Source organism: Streptomyces sp. 1-11 (assembly GCF_007176755.1).
GTDB lineage: Bacteria > Actinomycetota > Actinomycetes > Streptomycetales > Streptomycetaceae > Streptomyces.
Window position 1 is genome coordinate 679,238 of sequence record NZ_BJTV01000001.1, and the last position, 17,730, is coordinate 696,967.

Consider the following 17,730-nt stretch of genomic DNA (forward strand, 5'->3'; position numbering starts at 1 on the left):
GGTCACCGACTGCTACGGTTCGTACGAAGTACGACATATGGCATGAAACAGAGGTGGGCGCGCGTGGCAGGGACCAGCTCGGGCATCGTGGCCGGCCTCACCGCGGTGGCCATCGGCGTCGTCGGATACCTCGCCTACCAGGCGCAGGCGACCGTTCCGCCGAACCTGAGCGGCAGGCCGGGACCGAGCGCGGCGTCCGCCTCGCCGACCGGGAGGGCACCGCGCGACCCGCTCCATCCGGGCGCCCTGCCGAGCGGTTCCGGGACGGGTGAACGCGTCGTGTACTCGGTGGACGACGACCGGGTCTGGCTGGTCGACGAGCACAACCTGGTGCGGCGCAGCTTCCCGGTGAACCCCGGCACGGTGGACCCGCCGGTGGGCCGGTACTGGGTCACCTCCCGCTCCAACGCGGTCACCGGGACGGACGGGCTGCCCATCGAGCACGTCGTGCGGTTCACCAGCGTGGACGGGGTGGTGATCGGGTTCAGCGCGGCGCTGCGCGGCGACGCCGACACCGGGGACGGGGTGAAGACGGGGGGCATCCGGGAGCGGCGCGAGGACGGCGACGCGATGTGGAAGTTCGCCACGATCGGAGTACCGGTGGTGGTGATCCGCTGACGCCCGCGGGTGTCGCGGCGGACACCGGCACCTGCGTGCGCGGCGTCGGCGCCCGCCCGGCCGCTCCTGGCGGCACGCGTGCGGGCGGGGCACGGCCGGCCGTGCGGGGCGCTCCGCCCTGCTAGGCGGCGTGGCGCCGGCCCAGGGCCTCGGGGTGCCGCGGCCTGGCGGGCGCCGGGTCGCGCGGGGGACGGGAGACGGCGCGTGCGGCCTCGCAGGACGCCAGCAGCTCACGCATGGTCACGCCGGCGAACACGGGCGGCTCCGTGGGCCGTGGAACGGACATGGACGCCTCCTGAGGTGCGGGGGCGGGCGCACTTAGGTATGCCTGACCGCGGGCGGGACACCATATGACCACGCCCGGGACATCCTGCGCAATATGTTACCGACGCCTTGTCGGAAAACGGCCCGGATCAGGCCGCGAGCGTGCCCAGGTCCGCGCTCGCCCACCGCTCTCCGAGCCCGGTCACGGTCACGTGCCGCACCTCGTCGGTCGTGTCGCCGACGGCCCGGTGGATGACGACCTGGAGCCGGTCCTCGGTCAGCTCCTCGACCTTGCCCTCGCCCCACTCCACGACGATCACCGAGTCGGGCAGGGAGACGTCCAGGTCGAGGTCCTCCATCTCGTCGAGGCCGCCGGAGAGCCGGTAGGCGTCCACGTGGACGAGCGGCGGCCCGCCGCCGAGGGAGGGGTGCACCCGGGCGATCACGAAGGTCGGCGAGGTGACCGCGCCGCGTACGTCGAGCCCCTCGCCGAGGCCGCGGGTGAGCGTCGTCTTCCCCGCGCCCAGCTCGCCGCTGAGCATCACCAGGTCGCCCGCGCGCAGCAGCTTGGCCAGGCGGCGGCCCAGCTCCCGCATCTGCTCGGGAGAGGTGATGGTCAGCCGGGTCTCAGCGGGGTCCTGCGGTGCTGCTGGTGCTGCTGGCTGTTCCATAGCCACTTACGGTAGCCCCTGCCGGCACGGCCCCCGCCCGTGTGAGCAGGTCGGCGAGGCGGTCGGTGACCACTTCGGGGTGCTCCAGCATCACGAGGTGCCCGGCGTCCGGCACGAGCACCAGTTCGGCGTCCGGGAGGAGGTCGGCGATGGCCTCGCTGTGCTCGCTGGGCGTGACCAGGTCCTGCACCCCGGCGAGCACCAGCACCGGGAAGTCGCGGAAGCAGAGCAGCGCCTCGGTCTTGTCGTGCTCGGTGAAGGCCGGATAGAACTCGGCGACCACGTCGATCGGCGTGGACTCGATCATCCGTTCGGCGAAGCGCTCGACGGCGGGATCGACGTCCCGGGAGGCGAACGAGTACCGCTTGATGACCCCGGCGAACAGGTCGGCGGTGGCCCGGCGCCCCTTCTCCACCAGTTCCGCCTGCTGCCCGAGCGCCCTCAGCACTCCGGGGAGTATCCGGCGCACCGCGTTGACGCCGGCCACCGGCAGCCCGAAGTTGACCTCGCCGAGCCGCCCGGAGGAGGTCCCGATGAGCGCCGTCGCGACGACCCGGTCGCGGATCAGCTCCGGGAAGTGCGCGGCCAGCGCCATGATGGTCATCCCGCCCATGGAGTGCCCGACCAGCACGATCGGCCCGTCCGGCACCGCCGCGTCGAGGACGGCCTTCAGATCGCGGCCGAGCTGGTCGATGGTGAGCGGCACGCCGTCCTGGGTCTGGCCCACTCCGCGTCCGGACCGGCCGTGGCTGCGCTGGTCCCAGTGCACGGTGCGCACGACCCCGCGCAGGGCGGCGCGCTGGAAGTGCCAGGAGTCCTGGTTGAGGCAGTAGCCGTGGCAGAAGACGACGGTGACGGGAGCGGGCGCCTTGCGTCCGAAGAGCCTGCGGCGGCGCGGGGAGACGTTCGGACCGAGGTCGGGCTCCACGTCGTCGACCTCGTAGTACAGCTCGGTGCCGTCGTCGGCGTACGCCTTGCCCGGGGTGCCGCGCAGCGTCCCGTAGGGGCCGGCCGAGTCGAGCACGAGCCGGGCCCGGCGGCGCATCCCGCGGCCCACGGTCATCCGCTCGACGGCCACCCCGGCGGCCGCGCCCGCGGCCAGCACGCCTATCGCGGCGCCGGCGAGGCCGGTCGTCCTGCGCCAGTTGCCGGCCGCCCCCGCTGCGGAGACGGCGACGGCCGCCGAGGCGACGGCGTCGACCACGGCCTCCGCACTGCTCTCGCTCACTACCGCTCCTCTTCGCCGTACTGCAGTTCGCTGGGTGGGTGAAACGGGTGGTGCCGGGCTGGTAAAGGTAGTGCTCGGTGTTGTCCGTGTTACCAGTGGGGGCAGGTGTAACCGGGCACGGATTCGGCCGCCCCTTGAAGGGGTTACCCCTCCTGGCGCCCGTTCACATGGACGCGGGGAACACGCGTTCCGATGCGGGTGACGATCTCGTACGCGATCGTGCCGCAGGCCTGCGCCCAGTCCTCGGCGGTGGGCTCGCCGCGGTCGCCGGGACCGAACAGCACCGCCTCCGCACCGGCCTCCGGCTCGTCCCCGCCGAGGTCCACCACGAACTGGTCCATGGCCACCCGCCCCGCGACGGTCCGCCACTTGCCGTCCACCAGCACCGGACCGGTGCCGGAGGCGTGCCGGGGGATGCCGTCCGCGTAGCCGACGGGGACGAGGCCCAGGGTGGTCGCGCCCGGGGTGACGTAGTGGTGGCCGTAACTGACGCCGTGTCCGGCCGGGACGTGCTTGACCAGCGCCAGCGACGCGCTCAGCGTCATCACCGGGCGCAGGCCGAAGTCCGCCGGGGTGCCGATCTCCGGGCTGGGCGAGATGCCGTACATGGCGATGCCCGGCCGGACCAGGTCGAAGTGGCTATCCGGAAGGGTCAGCGTGGCCGGGGAGTTGGCGATGTGCCGCACCTCGGGGCGCACGCCCTGCTCCTCGGCGTACGCCACCATCTCCCGGAACCGCGTGAGCTGGGCGGCGATGGAGGGGTGGCCGGGCTCGTCGGCGCAGGCGAAGTGGGACCACAGACCGGTGACCCGGAGCAGGCCCTCGCGTTCGGCGCGCAGGGCCTCGCCGACGAGTTCGGGCCAGTCGGCGGGCTGGCAGCCGTTGCGCCCGAGCCCGGTGTCGGCCTTCAGCTGCACGCGCGCGGGCCGGCCCGCCTGCCGGGCGGCCTCCGTGACCTCGCGCAGCGCCCACATCCCGCTGAGGGACACGTCGATGTCCGCCTCCACGGCCTGCCGCCAGGGACCGCCGGGCACCCAGAGCCAGCACAGGACGCGGGTGTCCAGACCGGCGGCGCGCAGCGCGAGCGCCTCCTCCGGCGTGGCCGTGCCGAGCCAGGTCGCCCCCGCCTCGACGGCCGCCCGGGCACACGGCACCGCCCCGTGGCCGTAGGCGTCGGACTTGACGACGGCCATCAGGGCCGCGCCCTCGGCCCGGGCCCGCAGGACCCGCACATTGGCTCGCAGGGCGGCCAGATCGATCTCGGCACGGGCCCGCAGAGGCGCGGTCGGCTCAGCAACAGTCTCACTCATGGCGCCCCCAGTCTCTCAGAGGACCACGGCGGCCCCCGGGCGCACCGGCCGGAGCACGGCCGACGGACCCCGACCCGGACGCCACGACACCCCACACGCCGACCGCGACACGCCGCCAGACACCTCCCCGGAACGCACACCGGGCGGGTCGCGTGCCGACCCAGGCACCCCTCAGTCGCCACCACACCGCAGGCAAAAGCCCGCACGCCCCGCGGTCGAACCGCACGAGGACGCCGCCATCAGGCACCGGCACGGAGAGGGTGCACCCCAGGCAGGCAGCACGCCGACGCAAGGCACCCCTCTCACCACCACGCCCCGGCCACCACGCCGTCGGCACATGCCCGCACGGGCCAGCGGCCGAACACCCCACGACCACGCCCCCGCCGGGCACCGCCCCAGAGCGCACACCAGGCAGGCCGCGCGCCGACACCAGCTCCCCTCAGCACCACCAGGCCCCGGCCGCCACCCCGTCGGCACATGCCCGCACGGACCCCGCAGCAAGGCAGCCCACGTTCAGACGGCCCGCCGGGACACCGCCCGAAGGTGCGCACCGGACCGGGGAGCACGGCGACGCGACGCACCGGCTCGGCGTCACCGCCCCGGCCGCCTTCAAGTCGCCGATTGCAGCCGTGCGTTGGGCCACCGGTGGCGGGTGCCCGCCGGACGTGCGCCACCGGTGGCGGGCGTCCGCCGAACCCCCTCCCCCGCGTCGGGTGTTCAGCGCAGGGCGTCCCGGACGTCCCGCCACGCCTCAGGCAGCCGGGCGGCGATGTCGTGGGCCCCGGCCGGGGCACCGGAAGCGGCGAACCGTCCGGCCAGCCCGTGCAGGTACGCCGCCACGCTCCCCGCGTCCAGCGCGGACAGCCCCGCCGCCAGCAGCGAGCCGGCGAGCCCCGACAGCACGTCACCGCTCCCGGCGGTGGCCAGCCATCCCGTGCCCGTGGCGTTCACCCGAGCCGCGCCGCCCGCGCTGTCCGCGACCAGCGTCGTCGACCCCTTCAGCAGCACCGTCGCCCGGTAGACCGCCGCCAGTTCCCGCACCGCGGCCAGCCGGGCCCCCTCGACCTCCTCCCGGCGCACCCCGAGCAGCGCCGCCGCCTCCCCCGCGTGCGGGGTCATCAGCGTCGGCGCCGTGCGACCGCGCACCGCGTCCCGCTCCGCCAGCCGCAGCCCGTCCGCGTCGAGCAGCACCGGCACACCGGTGTCCAGCACCTCCGCCACGGTCGCCGCGTCGTCCCCGGCGCCGGGCCCGACGACCCATGCCTGCACCCGCCCTGCCTTCGCCGGGCCCTGGTCGGACACGAGCGTCTCCGGGAACCGGGCGATCACCGCGTCCGCGGCGGGCCCGACGTACCGCACGGCGCCGGCCCCGCCGCGCAGCGCTCCGGAGACGGCCAGCACGGCGGCGCCCGGGTATCGCGCCGACCCCGCGGCGATCCCGACCACGCCCCGCCGGTACTTGTCGCTCTCCGCCGCCGGCCGCGGCAAGAGCCTTGCCACGTCCGCGTGTTGCAGTGCCTCAAGCTCGGCGGCCGGCGGCAGGACGAGACCGATGCCGACCAGCCGCACGCTCCCGGCGTGCTCCCGCGCGGGGTCGATCAGCAGCGCGGGCTTGTGCGTTCCGAAGGTGACGGTGAGGTCGGCCCGGACCGCCGGGCCCCGCACCTCTCCCGTGTCGGCCTCGACCCCGCTCGGCAGGTCCACCGCCACGACGGCGGCCCCCGACCGCTCGACGGCGTGGACCAGTGCCTCGGCCTCCGGGCGCAGCCCGCCCTTCCCGCCGATGCCGACGATGCCGTCCACCACGAGGTCGGCCCGCCCGATCCACTCCTCGGCGCGGCCGGGCACCGTGACGGACCCGCCCGCGCGGCGCAGGGCAGCGAGGCCGCCCGGATGGGTGCGCTCGGGCGGCGCCAGCAGTACGGCCGTGACGCCGGCGCCCCGCCGCGCCAGCCGGGCGCCGGCGTACAACGCGTCCCCGCCGTTGTCCCCGCTGCCCACGAGCAGCACCACCCGCCGGCCGTAGACCCGCCCGAGCAGGTCGGCGCAGGCTGCCGCCAGCCCGGCGGCGGCGCGCTGCATCAGCGCGCCCTCCGGAAGCCGTGCCATCAGCTCCCGCTCGGCCGCCCTCACCGTCTCCACGCTGTACGCAGTACGCATGGCTTCGAGTCTGCCCCGGAAAGGCCCCCCGCCACACCCGGGATCCCCCGCCGCACCCGGGCCGCTCCGGCCGCTCAGCCCTCGGCGACGACCACGGCCGAGGCGATCCCGGCGTCGTGGCTGAGCGACACGTGCCAGGAGCGCACGCCGAGTTCGGCCGCCTTCGCGGCGACGGTCCCCTTCACCCGCAGCCGCGGCTGCCCGCTGTCCTCGACGTACACCTCGGCGTCCGTCCAGTGCAGCCCCGGCGGCGCGCCCAGCGCCTTGGCCAGCGCCTCCTTGGCGGCGAACCGCGCCGCGAGGGAGGCGATGCCGCGCCGCTCCCCGCTGGGCAGCAGCAACTCACTGTCGACGAACAGCCGGTCGGCCAGCCCAGGCGTCCGATCCAGCGACGCCCGGAACCGATCGATCTCCGCGACGTCGATACCGACCCCGATGATGCTCATGGGCAGACCCTACGGGGCGCGGGTGCGCGGCCGTCGGCCGATCACTCCACCGTGACGGACTTCGCCAGGTTCCGCGGCTGGTCGACCTCGTTGCCCCGGGCCGTGGCCAGCTCGCAGGCGAACACCTGCAGCGGCACCGTGGCCACCAGCGGCTGCAGCAGGGTGGGCGTCGCCGGGATGCGGATCAGGTGGTCGGCGTAGGGAACCACCGCCTCGTCGCCCTCCTCGGCGATCACGATGGTCCGCGCCCCGCGCGCCCGGATCTCCTGGATGTTGGAGACGATCTTGTCGTAGAGGACCGAACGGCCGCGCGGCGACGGCACGACCACCACCACGGGCAGGTCCTCCTCGATCAGGGCGATCGGGCCGTGCTTCAGCTCGCCCGCCGCGAAGCCCTCGGCGTGCATGTAGGCGAGTTCCTTGAGCTTGAGCGCGCCCTCCAGGGCGACCGGATAGCCCACGTGCCGGCCGAGGAACAGCACCGTGTCCTTGTCGGCCAGCGACCGCGCGAGCGCCCGCACCGGCTCCATCGTCTCCAGCACCCGGTCGACCGCGCCGGCGATCCGGGACAGGTCCTTGATGACGGCGCTGATCTCGTCGCCCCACTTGGTGCCGCGCACCTGGCCCAGGTACAGGGCCACCAGGTAGCACGCGACGAGCTGCGTCAGGAACGCCTTGGTGGAGGCGACGGCCACCTCGGGCCCGGCGTGCGTGTACAGCACCGCGTCCGACTCGCGCGGGATCGTCGAGCCGTTGGTGTTGCAGATGGCCAGCACCTTGGAACCCTGCTCGCGGGCGTGCCGGAGCGCCATCAGCGTGTCCATGGTCTCGCCGGACTGCGAGATGGCGATGACCAGGGAGCGCCCGTCGAGGATGGGGTCCCGGTAGCGGAACTCGCTGGCCAGCTCCACCTCGCAGGGGATGCGCGTCCAGTGCTCGATGGCGTACTTGGCGATCAGGCCGGCGTGGAAGGCGGTACCGCAGGCGACGATGACGACCTTGTCCACCTCGCGCAGCTCCGACGGCGTGATCCGGACCTCGTCCAGCGTCAGCGAGCCGGCCGCGTCGATGCGCCCCAGCAGCGTGTCGGCGACCGCCTTGGGCTGCTCGGCGATCTCCTTGAGCATGAAGTAGTCGTAGCCGTCCTTCTCCGCGGCCGACGCGTCCCAGTCCACGTGGTAGGAGCGCACCTCGGCGGGACGGCCGTCGAAGCCCGTCACCGTCACACCGTCCCGGCGCAGCTCCACCACCTGGTCCTGGCCGAGCTCGATCGCCGAGCGGGTGTGCTCGATGAACGCGGCGACGTCGGAGGCCAGGAACGCCTCGCTCTCGCCGACGCCCACCACCAGGGGCGAGTTGCGGCGGGCGCCCACCACCACGTCCGGCGCGTCGGCGTGGACCGCGACCAGCGTGAACGCGCCCTCCAGGCGCCGGCACACCAGCCGCATGGCCTCGGCGAGGTCGGCGCAGGACGAGAACTCCTCCGCCAGCAGGTGCGCGACGACCTCGGTGTCCGTCTCGGAGGCGAGCTGGTGCCCGCGCTCGGCCAGCTCGGCCCGCAGCGCCGCGAAGTTCTCGATGATGCCGTTGTGGACGACGGCGACCCGGCCCGCGTTGTCCAGGTGCGGGTGCGCGTTGGCGTCCGTGGGACCGCCGTGGGTGGCCCAGCGCGTGTGGCCGATGCCCGTCGTGCCCGCCGGCAGCGGCCGGTCGACGAGCTCCTTCTCCAGGTTGACCAGCTTCCCGGCCTTCTTCCCCGCGGCCAGCCCGCCGTCCGCGAGCACGGCGACACCCGCCGAGTCGTAGCCCCGGTACTCCAGCCGCTTCAGACCGGCCATCACGACGTCGAGCGCCGACTGCGGCCCTACGTATCCCACGATTCCGCACATGTGCCGCAGCCTACGGGCGAGCGGCCTCCCGAAAGGGCCGCCGCGTGCCCGAAATCAGAAATTCCCGCCGCGGCACGAACGGCGCGCCCGGCCCGGGCCGCCCGTCGGCGCACCCGCACGTGACGCACCCCACCCCGCACCCCTGTTCAAACTCCGTTAACAATGGACTGTGATCTCACCGGTCTCCCCGATGCCCAGGAGCGCCCACCGGCCCAGGCCGGAGGCGACTCCCTACGTCGACCTCACGCGCGCCGAGTGGAGCGCGCTGCGGGACAAGACGCCGCTGCCGCTCACCGCCGAGGAGGTGGAGAAGCTGCGCGGGCTCGGCGACGTCATCGACCTCGACGAGGTACGGGACATCTACCTCCCGCTGTCCCGCCTGCTCAACCTCTACGTCGGCGCCACGGACGGTCTGCGCGGCGCGCTCAACACCTTCCTCGGCGAACAGGGCTCCCAGTCCGGCACCCCGTTCGTGATAGGCGTCGCCGGTTCGGTGGCGGTGGGCAAGTCCACCGTGGCGCGGCTGCTGCAGGCCCTGCTGTCCCGGTGGCCCGAGCACCCGCGCGTCGAACTGGTGACGACCGACGGCTTCCTGCTGCCCACCAGGGAGCTGGAGGCCCGCGGCCTGATGTCGCGCAAGGGGTTCCCCGAGTCCTACGACCGCCGGGCGCTGACCCGCTTCGTCGCCGACATCAAGGCGGGCAAGGACGAGGTGACCGCGCCCCGCTACTCCCATCTGATCTACGACATCGTCCCGGACAGCCGGCTGACCGTGCGCCGTCCGGACATCCTGATCGTCGAGGGGCTCAACGTCCTGCAGCCCGCCCTGCCCGGCAAGGACGGCCGCACCCGGGTGGGTCTCGCCGACTACTTCGACTTCAGCGTGTACGTCGACGCGAGCGCCGAGGACATCGAGAGCTGGTACCTCAGCCGCTTCCGCAAGCTGCGCCGGACCGCCTTCCAGAACCCGGACTCGTACTTCCGCAAGTACACCCAGGTCTCCGAGGAGGAGGCCCTCGACTACGCCCGCACCCTGTGGCGCACGATCAACAAGCCCAACCTGGTCGAGAACATCGCGCCCACCCGCGGCCGCGCCACCCTCGTCGTCCGCAAGGGCGCCGACCACAAGGTGCAGCGGCTGAGGCTGCGCAAGCTGTAGGTGTGGTGTGACGTGTGCATGGATGCCTGTTAGAAAGGCGCCATGCTGCATCTGCGCCTGATCACCCCGGCCGACAAGACGGACGAGGTGGTGCGGCTGATCGGGACGACCGTCGGCACTGCCCACCTCGTCGTGCTGCCGGGCGCCGCCCGCGACCCCGCCGGGGACGTCGTCCAGTGCGACGTGGCACGCGAGGCGGGCGACGAACTCCTCAGCGCCCTGCAGGATCTGGACCTGGAGCGGACGGGCTCCATCGCGGTGGAGAACATCGACCTGTCGCTGTCCCGGCGGGCCGAACGGGCCGAGGACGAGGCGCCCGGCGAGGCCGCCGACGCGGTGCTGTGGGAGCACCTGACGGAGGCGACCCACGAGGAGTCCACCCTGTCGGTGACCTACGTCGCGTTCCTCATCCTGGCCACCATGATCGCGGCCTGCGGCGTGGTGCTGGACAACGCGGTCCTGATCGTGGGCGCGATGGCGGTCGGACCGGAGTTCGGCCCGCTGGCGGGCATCTCCACCGCCCTGGTGCAGCGCCGCCCGCGCCTCGCGCTGCGCTCGGTGACCGCGCTGCTCGTGGGCTTCGCGGCGGCGATGGCGGTGACGGTCGGCTTCAGCCTGTTCATGGACGCCGTCGGGCTGTTCCACCGCTCCGGGCTGGAGGGCGAGCGCCCCAACACGGCGTTCGTCTACGCCCCCGACGCCTTCTCGTTCGTCGTGGCGGTGCTGGCCGGGATCGCCGGCACCCTGTCCCTGACCTCCGCCAAGTCGGGCGCACTGGTCGGCGTGGCCATCTCGGTGACGACCGTGCCCGCCGCCGCCAACGCGGCCGTGGCCCTCGCCTACGGAGACACCGCCCAGACGGTCGGATCGACGAACCAGCTCCTGCTGAACCTGCTGGGCATCGTCCTGGCCGGCATCCTCACCCTGCTGACCCAGAAGTGGTTCTGGGCCAGGCAGCGGCAGCGCCGGCCGAACGTCGAGAAGGCCTGAGTCACGAAGTCCCGTCCGCCCGCAGGGCGGACGGGACTTTCCCGGCCGGCCTCAGCCCAGGGCCGACTTGACCGCGTCGGCGAGGCGTCCGGCGACGGACCGGGCCTGGTCGATGTCGGCCGCCTCGACCATCACCCGCACCAGCGGCTCGGTCCCCGAGGGACGCAGCAGCACCCGTCCGGTCTCGCCCAGTTCCCGCTCCGCCTCGGTGACGGCGGCGGCGAGGTCGGCGGAGGTCCCCACCCGCGACTTGTCCACGTCCGGGACGTTGATCAGGACCTGCGGCAGGCGCCGCATCACCGACGCCAGGTCCCGCAGGTTGCGGCCGGTCTGCGCGACCCGGGCCGCCAGCAGCAGCCCGGTCAGCGTGCCGTCCCCGGTCGTCGCGTGGTCGAGGATGATGACGTGCCCGGACTGCTCGCCGCCGAGGGCGTAGCCCTTCTCTTTCATCTCCTCCAGCACGTACCGGTCGCCGACGGCGGTCTGCACCAGGTGGATGCCCTCCCGCTCCATCGCCAGCTTGAAGCCGAGGTTCGACATGACCGTCGCGACGACGGTGTCGGAGCGCAGCTCGGAGCGCTCCCGCATCGCCAGCGCGAGCACGGAGAGGATCTGGTCGCCGTCGACCTCTTCGCCGGTGTGGTCCACGGCGAGGCAGCGGTCGGCGTCGCCGTCGTGCGCGATGCCGAGGTCGGCGCCCTGCTCGACGACGGCGGCCTTCAGCTTGTCCAGGTGGGTGGAGCCGCAGCCGTCGTTGATGTTGAGCCCGTCCGGCTCGGCGCCGATCGTGACGATCTCGGCGCCGGCCCGGGAGAACGCCTCCGGCGAGACCCCCGAGGCCGCGCCGTGCGCTTCGTCCAGGACGATCTTCAGGCCGTCGAGCCGGTTCGGCAGGGCGGCGAGGAGGTGGCCGACGTAGCGCTCGAAGCCCTCGTCGTAGGGGCGGGCCCGGCCGACACCGGCTCCGGTGGGCCGCTCCCAGGGCTCGCCGTGCCGGTGGGACTCGTAGACCGACTCGATCCGGTCCTCGAGCTCGTCGGCGAGCTTGTGGCCGCCGCGGGCGAAGAACTTGATGCCGTTGTCCGGCATGGCGTTGTGGCTGGCGGACAGCATCACGCCGAGGTCCGCGCCGAGCGCGCCGGTCAGGAACGCCACCGCCGGGGTCGGCAGCACGCCGACCCGCAGCACGTCGACGCCGGCGCTGGCCAGGCCCGCGACCACGGCCGCCTCCAGGAACTCCCCGGACGCGCGCGGGTCCCGTCCGACCACCGCCGTCGGCCTGTGGCCCTCGAAGGTGCCCGCCTCGGCCAGCACGTGCGCCGCCGCGACGGACAGGCCGAGCGCCATCTCGGCCGTCAGGTCCGCGTTGGCGACACCGCGCACGCCGTCCGTACCGAAGAGTCGTCCCACTTGTCCTCCTGAGGAAGCGTCCATGCTGCCGGGAATCATGGCAGACGCCACGACAACCGATCACACAAGCCTCTGAGCGTCTTGTGTCGTTATACGCCCTTGGGCTGGGATAAACGAACGCCCCGACGGCACAGTGGCGTGCCGCCGGGGCGTTCGGAGTACGAGCAGGCAGCGGTGATCAGCGCTTGCTGTACTGCGGGGCCTTGCGGGCCTTCTTCAGACCGGCCTTCTTGCGCTCGACCGCACGGTCGTCGCGCTTGAGGAAGCCGGCCTTCTTCAGCGGGCCGCGGTTGTTGTCGACGTCGGCCTCGTTCAGCGCACGGGCGACACCGAGACGGAGCGCACCGGCCTGACCGGAGACGCCGCCACCCGCGATACGGGCGATGACGTCGTAGCGGCCCTCGAGCTCGAGCACCTTGAAGGGCTCGTTGACTTCCTGCTGGTGCACCTTGTTCGGGAAGTAGTCCTCGAGGGTGCGACCGTTGATCTTCCACTTGCCGGTGCCCGGGACGATCCGGACGCGGGCGATGGCGTTCTTGCGGCGGCCCAGACCGGCGGCCGGCTGGGGCTCGCCGAAGCGGGAGGCCATGGACTCCGAGGTGTACTCGCCCTCGACGGGGACCTCGGACTCGGTGGTGTAGCTGTCGATGTCAAGCTCTTCGAGCGGCTGCTCGGCAGTGGTCTCGGCCACGATTCTCCTCAGATTCTCTTCAGTCTTAGGGGGTGGCCGGACTTACTGCGCGACCTGGGTGATCTCGAACGGCACCGGCTGCTGGGCAGCGTGCGGGTGCTGGTCACCCTTGTAGACCTTCAGCTTCGAGAGCATCTGACGGCCCAGGGAGTTCTTGGGGAGCATGCCCTTGACGGCCTTCTCGATGGCCTTCTCCGGGTTCTTGTCCAGCAGCTCGTCGTAGCGGACGGAGCGCAGACCACCCGGGTAGCCGGAGTGGCGGTACGCCATCTTCTGCGTCCGCTTGTTGCCGGAGAGGTGCACCTTGTCGGCGTTGATGACGATGACGAAGTCACCAGCGTCGACGTGCGGGGCGTAGATCGGCTTGTGCTTACCCCGGAGGAGGGTCGCCGCAGTGGTGGCGAGACGGCCCAGGACAACGTCCTGAGCGTCGATGACGTGCCACTGGCGCGTCACATCGCCGGGCTTGGGGCTGTACGTACGCACGGTTCGTAGCCTTCGCTTCGAGTGAATGGTCCTAAACAAGGTCACCGAAACGATCACGACAGCCTGGACCGCACGGCGGCGACGCATACCGCGTACGTGGGGTCGCTGGTCATCGGCCCGGTGGACCGGTGTAAGGGCCCGTCCCGTGAGAATGAGCAAGCCAATACACAACGAAGAAGCAGGTTACCTGTACGCCCCCGGACGGGTCAAAACGAGGCATGCCGACGGACAAAGGCGGCATGCCGCCGCTCGCGCTCCAGTATCCCCCGCCCCACGTCTAAGATGCGCCCCATGAGTTACGGGCAGGGGGGACCCCAGTCTCAGTGGGATCCCTGGAAACCTAATTCCCAGCAGCCCTGGAACAGCGGCGGTGACGACGGAACCCCCGACTGGGCCGCGCTCGCCGAGGCCTCCGAGACGCGGAACAAGCGTCGCCGGCTGCTGTTCATCGCCGGCGGCGCCCTCGCCACGATCGGCGTGGGCACGGCCGTCGCCATGGCGGTGGTCTCCGCGAACGGCGACGACAGCGCCTCCGGCAAACCCACCGACCTGCCACCCAGCGCCTCGCTGCCCGGCGGCACCGCCACGGCTCCGTCCTTCGCGCCCACCAGCGCACCGCCGCCGCTGGACCCGAAGGACTTCATAGCCAGCGCCAAGAAGGACACCGCCCCGCTGAGCCCGGAGACGCTGTTCCCGGGCACCCAGCTCACCATGGGCGAGACGGTGTACAAGAAGGGCGCCACCGCCGACACCACCGACTGCGCCTCGGCCGCCGGCGGCAACCTGCCGAAGATCCTCACCGCCAACGGCTGCACCCGGCTCATGCGCGTGAGCTACCTCAACGGCGGCATCGCCGTCACCGTCGGGGTCGCGGTCTTCGACGACGAGGCGCTGGCCGCCAAGGTCAAGTCCCAGGCGGGCAGCAAGAAGAGCCTGGTGAGCGCGCTGGCGGGCAAGGGCGTCAAGAACTTCTGCGACTCCGCGATCTGCCGGACGACCACGAACTCCTACGGCCGCTACGCCTACTTCACGATCAGCGGCTTCACCGACGGCAAGAACGTCACCACCAAGGACACCAAGGTGTTCCGCACCGGCGACGACCTGGCCCAGTTCACCGTCAACCAGATCCACCGCCGCGGCCAGGCGCAGGCCTCCGCGGCGGCGAACCGGTAGCTCAGCAGCACCCCGCCGACGGAAGCGACCGCTTGTTCCGGGCCTCCTTGTTCCGGGCGGCGAGCAGCTCGTCGGCGGGGTAGCCGACCTCCTCCAGGGTCAGCCCGTGCGGCCGGACGACGTGTACCGCGCTGTCCCGCACCCCCGCGGCCAGCACCTTCCCCGGCCACTCCGGCCCCCGGTGCCCGTCCCCGACGAACAGCAGCGCGCCGATCAGCGAGCGCACCATGTTGTGGCAGAAGGCGTCGGCCCGCACGGTGGCCGTGACGACCCCGTCCGCACCGCGCGCCAGGCTCAGCTCCTGGAGCGTGCGGATCGTGGTCGCGCCCTCGCGCCGCTTGCAGTAGGCGGCGAAGTCGTGCTCGCCGACGAGCGCCCGCGCGGCCTCGTTCATCGCGTCCACGTCGAGCGGCCAGTCGTGCCAGAGGACGTGCCCCCGCAGCAGGGGGTCCACCCCGCCGGGGTTGTCGGTGACACGGTAGGCGTAGCGCCGCCAGACGGCCGAGAAGCGGGCGTTGAACCCGGCCGGGGCCTCGGCCAGCCGCCACACCCGGACGTCCTTGGACAGCCGCCCGGCGAGCCGCTTCAGCAGCTTCTCCCGGTGCTCGGCCCACAGTTCGGCGGGCAGGTCGACGTGCGCGACCTGGCCGCGCGCGTGCACTCCGGCGTCCGTCCGGCCGGCCACGGTCAGCTCGTACGTCTCCTTCGACCGCGTCACGGTGCGCAGGGCGTCCTCGATCTCCCCCTGCACGGTCCGCCTGCCGCCGGCCTGCTTGGCCCAGCCGTGGAAGTCGGTGCCGTCGTAGGAGAGGTCGAGACGGATGCGCACGTGCCCGGGCTGTACTTCGTCACTCACACAGGAATCCTCTCAAGTACGCGAAAGCGGGCCCGCCCCGGAGGGCGGACCCGCTTCCCGCTTCAGGCAGGGCCTCAGGCGTCCTTGGACTCCTCGGCGGCGGCCTCCTCGGCCGGAGCCTCGGTGGTCTCCTGCGCCTTGGCCTCGTCCGACTCCTTGACCGCACGCTTGGTGGCGGCCTCGGCCTCGCCCACGGCCTTCTGCTGCACCGTCAGCGCCTCGACCAGCTCGATGACGGCCATGGGCGCGTTGTCGCCACGGCGGTTACCGATCTTGGTGATGCGGGTGTAGCCACCCGGACGGTTCTCGTAGCGCGGGCCGATCTCGGTGAAGAGCGTGTGGACGATGCTCTTGTCCGTGATCACCTGGAGCACCTGACGGCGGTTGTGAAGGTCGCCCTTCTTCGCCTTGGTGACCAGACGCTCGGCGTACGGGCGCAGGCGGCGGGCCTTCGCCTCGGTGGTGGTGATGCGGCCGTGCTCGAAGAGGCTCTTCGCCAGGTTGGCGAGGAGGAGCTTCTCGTGCGCGGCGCTGCCGCCCAGACGGGCACCCTTGGTGGGCTTCGGCATGGTTCTTCTCCTGTGTGTCTGCCCCGGCCGTATCAGGTACCGAAGTCAGTATCCGAGCAGACGGTCGTCTGTCGGAGATCCGGGGTTCACGTTCGACCCCGGAGGGTCCGCGCCCCCGAAGGGGCGCGGGGAACTGCGCGACCAGCCACAGCGGGCCGGCAGCCGCAGAACCGGGCCTCCTCGCGGAGCGCTCAGTACTGCTCGGTCTCCACGAAGCCCGCGTCCGCGTCGTCGTCCGCGCCGAACGCGTCAGCCGCCGCGGTGGGGTCGAACCCGGGGGGCGAGTCCTTCAGGGCCAGGCCCATACCCGCCAGCTTCGCCTTGACCTCGTCGATGGACTTCGCACCGAAGTTGCGGATGTCCAGCAGGTCGGCCTCCGAGCGGGCGACGAGCTCACCCACGGAGTGGATGCCCTCGCGCTTGAGGCAGTTGTACGACCGAACGGTGAGCTCGAGCTCCTCGATCGGCAGCGCCAGGTCGGCGGCCAGGGCGGCGTCCGTCGGGGACGGGCCCATGTCGATGCCCTCGGCGTCGATGTTCAGCTCGCGGGCGAGACCGAACAGCTCGACCAGGGTCTTGCCCGCGGAGGCCATGGCGTCACGGGGACGCATCGCCTGCTTGGTCTCGACGTCGACGATCAGCTTGTCGAAGTCGGTGCGCTGCTCGACACGGGTGGCCTCGACCTTGTACGTGACCTTGAGCACCGGCGAGTAGATGGAGTCGACCGGGATACGGCCGATCTCCTGGCCCACCTGCTTGTTCTGCACGGCGGAGACGTAGCCGCGACCGCGCTCGACGGTCAGCTCCATCTCCAGCTTGCCCTTGCCGTTGAGCGTGGCGAGGACGAGGTCGGGGTTGTGCACCTCGACACCGGCCGGGGGCGCGATGTCGGCGGCGGTGACCAGACCCGGGCCCTGCTTGCGCAGGTACATCACGACCGGCTCGTCGTGCTCCGAGGAGACCACGAGCTGCTTGATGTTGAGGATCAGGTCGGTGACGTCCTCCTTGACGCCCGGCACGGTGGTGAACTCGTGCAGGACGCCGTCGATGCGGATGCTGGTGACAGCGGCACCGGGGATCGACGACAGGAGGGTGCGGCGGAGCGAGTTGCCGAGGGTGTAGCCGAAGCCCGGCTCCAGCGGCTCGATCACGAACCGGGAGCGGAACTCGTCGACGACCTCTTCGGTCAACGAGGGACGCTGAGCGATCAGCATGTGTGGATCAGATCCTTCTTTCGTGGACGCCCGCTATTTGACGCCCGACGGAAACCGCACCCGTGGAAAGTGCGGGTACTGCAAGGGTACGGGCGGTACGCCCCTTACGGAGCAGTACCGCCCGGACCCTGAGAGCGGCCTGGCCTCAGACGCGGCGGCGCTTCGGCGGGCGGCAGCCGTTGTGCGGGGTCGGGGTGACGTCCTGGATGGAGCCGACCTCGAGGCCCGTGGCCTGCAGGGAGCGGATCGCGGTCTCACGACCGGAGCCCGGGCCCTTGACGAACACGTCGACCTTGCGCATGCCGTGCTCCTGGGCGCGGCGGGCGGCCGACTCGGCGGCCATCTGCGCGGCGAACGGCGTGGACTTCCGGGAGCCCTTGAAGCCGACGTGGCCGGCGGAGGCCCAGGAGATCACGTTGCCCGACGGGTCCGTGATGGAGACGATCGTGTTGTTGAACGTGCTCTTGATGTGCGCGTGGCCGTGAGCGACGTTCTTCTTTTCCTTGCGGCGCACCTTCTTGGCAGCGCCCTGACGACCCTTGGGGGGCATCTACAAACTCCTACGGGGAGGTGGTCGGTCCTACAGCGAAGACCGC

The 17,730-nt window shown here is 72.1% G+C and carries 18 protein-coding genes; 4 read left to right on the forward strand and 14 right to left on the reverse strand.

Going from position 1 to position 17,730, the window contains the following annotated elements:
- Window positions 1–63: 63 nt before the first annotated feature.
- Window positions 64–618, forward strand: a complete 555-nt coding sequence (locus tag TNCT1_RS03085) for a hypothetical protein (protein WP_143627850.1) — start codon at window positions 64–66, stop codon at window positions 616–618.
- 121 nt (window positions 619–739) lie between these two features.
- Here TNCT1_RS03085 and TNCT1_RS35750 read toward each other — a convergent pair whose 3' ends face one another.
- The 7 genes from TNCT1_RS35750 to glmS all read right to left on the reverse strand — a co-directional run bounded on the left by TNCT1_RS35750 (window position 740) and on the right by glmS (window position 8,586).
- Window positions 740–904: a hypothetical protein gene (locus TNCT1_RS35750; protein WP_174266125.1), complete on the reverse strand. Its 165-nt coding sequence runs from the start codon at window positions 902–904 to the stop codon at window positions 740–742.
- Between the two features lie 127 nt (window positions 905–1,031).
- Window positions 1,032–1,553, reverse strand: coding sequence for a tRNA (adenosine(37)-N6)-threonylcarbamoyltransferase complex ATPase subunit type 1 TsaE (gene tsaE, locus TNCT1_RS03090; protein WP_143627853.1), 522 nt, complete (start codon window positions 1,551–1,553; stop codon window positions 1,032–1,034).
- Complete coding sequence (locus tag TNCT1_RS03095; RefSeq protein ID WP_143627855.1) at window positions 1,510–2,781, reverse strand: alpha/beta fold hydrolase; 1,272 nt, start codon at window positions 2,779–2,781, stop codon at window positions 1,510–1,512. Before TNCT1_RS03095 ends, tsaE begins: the two co-directional genes overlap by 44 nt.
- Before the next feature lie 143 nt (window positions 2,782–2,924).
- Entirely contained in the window at window positions 2,925–4,091 is a 1,167-nt protein-coding gene (gene alr, locus TNCT1_RS03100) for an alanine racemase (protein WP_143627857.1), read from the reverse strand.
- Between the two features lie 717 nt (window positions 4,092–4,808).
- Complete coding sequence (locus tag TNCT1_RS03105) at window positions 4,809–6,251, reverse strand: NAD(P)H-hydrate dehydratase (protein ID WP_143627859.1); 1,443 nt, start codon at window positions 6,249–6,251, stop codon at window positions 4,809–4,811.
- A gap of 74 nt (window positions 6,252–6,325) precedes the next feature.
- On the reverse strand, window positions 6,326–6,697 hold the full coding sequence (locus TNCT1_RS03110) for a holo-ACP synthase (RefSeq protein ID WP_143627861.1): 372 nt from the start codon (window positions 6,695–6,697) through the stop codon (window positions 6,326–6,328).
- Between the two features lie 41 nt (window positions 6,698–6,738).
- Complete coding sequence (gene glmS / locus TNCT1_RS03115; RefSeq protein WP_143627863.1) at window positions 6,739–8,586, reverse strand: glutamine--fructose-6-phosphate transaminase (isomerizing); 1,848 nt, start codon at window positions 8,584–8,586, stop codon at window positions 6,739–6,741.
- Between the two features lie 190 nt (window positions 8,587–8,776).
- Here glmS and coaA point away from each other — a divergent pair, with 190 nt between their 5' ends.
- On the forward strand, window positions 8,777–9,745 hold the full coding sequence (gene coaA, locus TNCT1_RS03120; protein WP_174266142.1) for a type I pantothenate kinase: 969 nt from the start codon (window positions 8,777–8,779) through the stop codon (window positions 9,743–9,745).
- A gap of 42 nt (window positions 9,746–9,787) precedes the next feature.
- The gene (locus TNCT1_RS03125) at window positions 9,788–10,735 is read left to right on the forward strand and encodes a DUF389 domain-containing protein (RefSeq protein ID WP_143627867.1); all 948 of its coding nucleotides are present in this window, start codon (window positions 9,788–9,790) and stop codon (window positions 10,733–10,735) included.
- A 51-nt stretch (window positions 10,736–10,786) separates the two neighbouring features.
- On the opposite strand, the gene glmM is transcribed toward TNCT1_RS03125, so the two are convergent.
- From glmM to rplM, 3 genes are all read right to left on the reverse strand, one after another.
- Window positions 10,787–12,145, reverse strand: coding sequence for a phosphoglucosamine mutase (glmM, locus tag TNCT1_RS03130; RefSeq protein WP_143627869.1), 1,359 nt, complete (start codon window positions 12,143–12,145; stop codon window positions 10,787–10,789).
- A 178-nt stretch (window positions 12,146–12,323) separates the two neighbouring features.
- A complete protein-coding gene (rpsI, locus tag TNCT1_RS03135) occupies window positions 12,324–12,836 on the reverse strand; it encodes a 30S ribosomal protein S9 (RefSeq protein WP_004927169.1) in 513 nt (170 codons plus the stop codon).
- Window positions 12,837–12,878: 42 nt separating this feature from the next.
- Window positions 12,879–13,322 (reverse strand): 50S ribosomal protein L13, encoded by a 444-nt coding sequence (rplM, locus tag TNCT1_RS03140; RefSeq protein WP_143627871.1) that lies wholly within the window; start codon window positions 13,320–13,322, stop codon window positions 12,879–12,881.
- A gap of 291 nt (window positions 13,323–13,613) precedes the next feature.
- Here rplM and TNCT1_RS03145 point away from each other — a divergent pair, with 291 nt between their 5' ends.
- A complete protein-coding gene (locus tag TNCT1_RS03145) occupies window positions 13,614–14,495 on the forward strand; it encodes a hypothetical protein (protein ID WP_143627873.1) in 882 nt (293 codons plus the stop codon).
- Between the two features lies 1 nt (window position 14,496).
- Here the strand turns inward: TNCT1_RS03145 and truA are convergent, their stop codons facing one another.
- The 4 genes from truA to rpsK all read right to left on the reverse strand — a co-directional run bounded on the left by truA (window position 14,497) and on the right by rpsK (window position 17,684).
- On the reverse strand, window positions 14,497–15,351 hold the full coding sequence (truA, locus tag TNCT1_RS03150; protein ID WP_143627875.1) for a tRNA pseudouridine(38-40) synthase TruA: 855 nt from the start codon (window positions 15,349–15,351) through the stop codon (window positions 14,497–14,499).
- Window positions 15,352–15,425: 74 nt separating this feature from the next.
- Window positions 15,426–15,920 (reverse strand): 50S ribosomal protein L17, encoded by a 495-nt coding sequence (gene rplQ, locus TNCT1_RS03155; RefSeq protein WP_143627877.1) that lies wholly within the window; start codon window positions 15,918–15,920, stop codon window positions 15,426–15,428.
- Window positions 15,921–16,111: 191 nt separating this feature from the next.
- Window positions 16,112–17,134 (reverse strand): DNA-directed RNA polymerase subunit alpha, encoded by a 1,023-nt coding sequence (locus TNCT1_RS03160; protein ID WP_003966937.1) that lies wholly within the window; start codon window positions 17,132–17,134, stop codon window positions 16,112–16,114.
- A 145-nt stretch (window positions 17,135–17,279) separates the two neighbouring features.
- Window positions 17,280–17,684, reverse strand: a complete 405-nt coding sequence (gene rpsK / locus TNCT1_RS03165) for a 30S ribosomal protein S11 (RefSeq protein WP_003956432.1) — start codon at window positions 17,682–17,684, stop codon at window positions 17,280–17,282.
- Window positions 17,685–17,730: the final 46 nt, after the last annotated feature.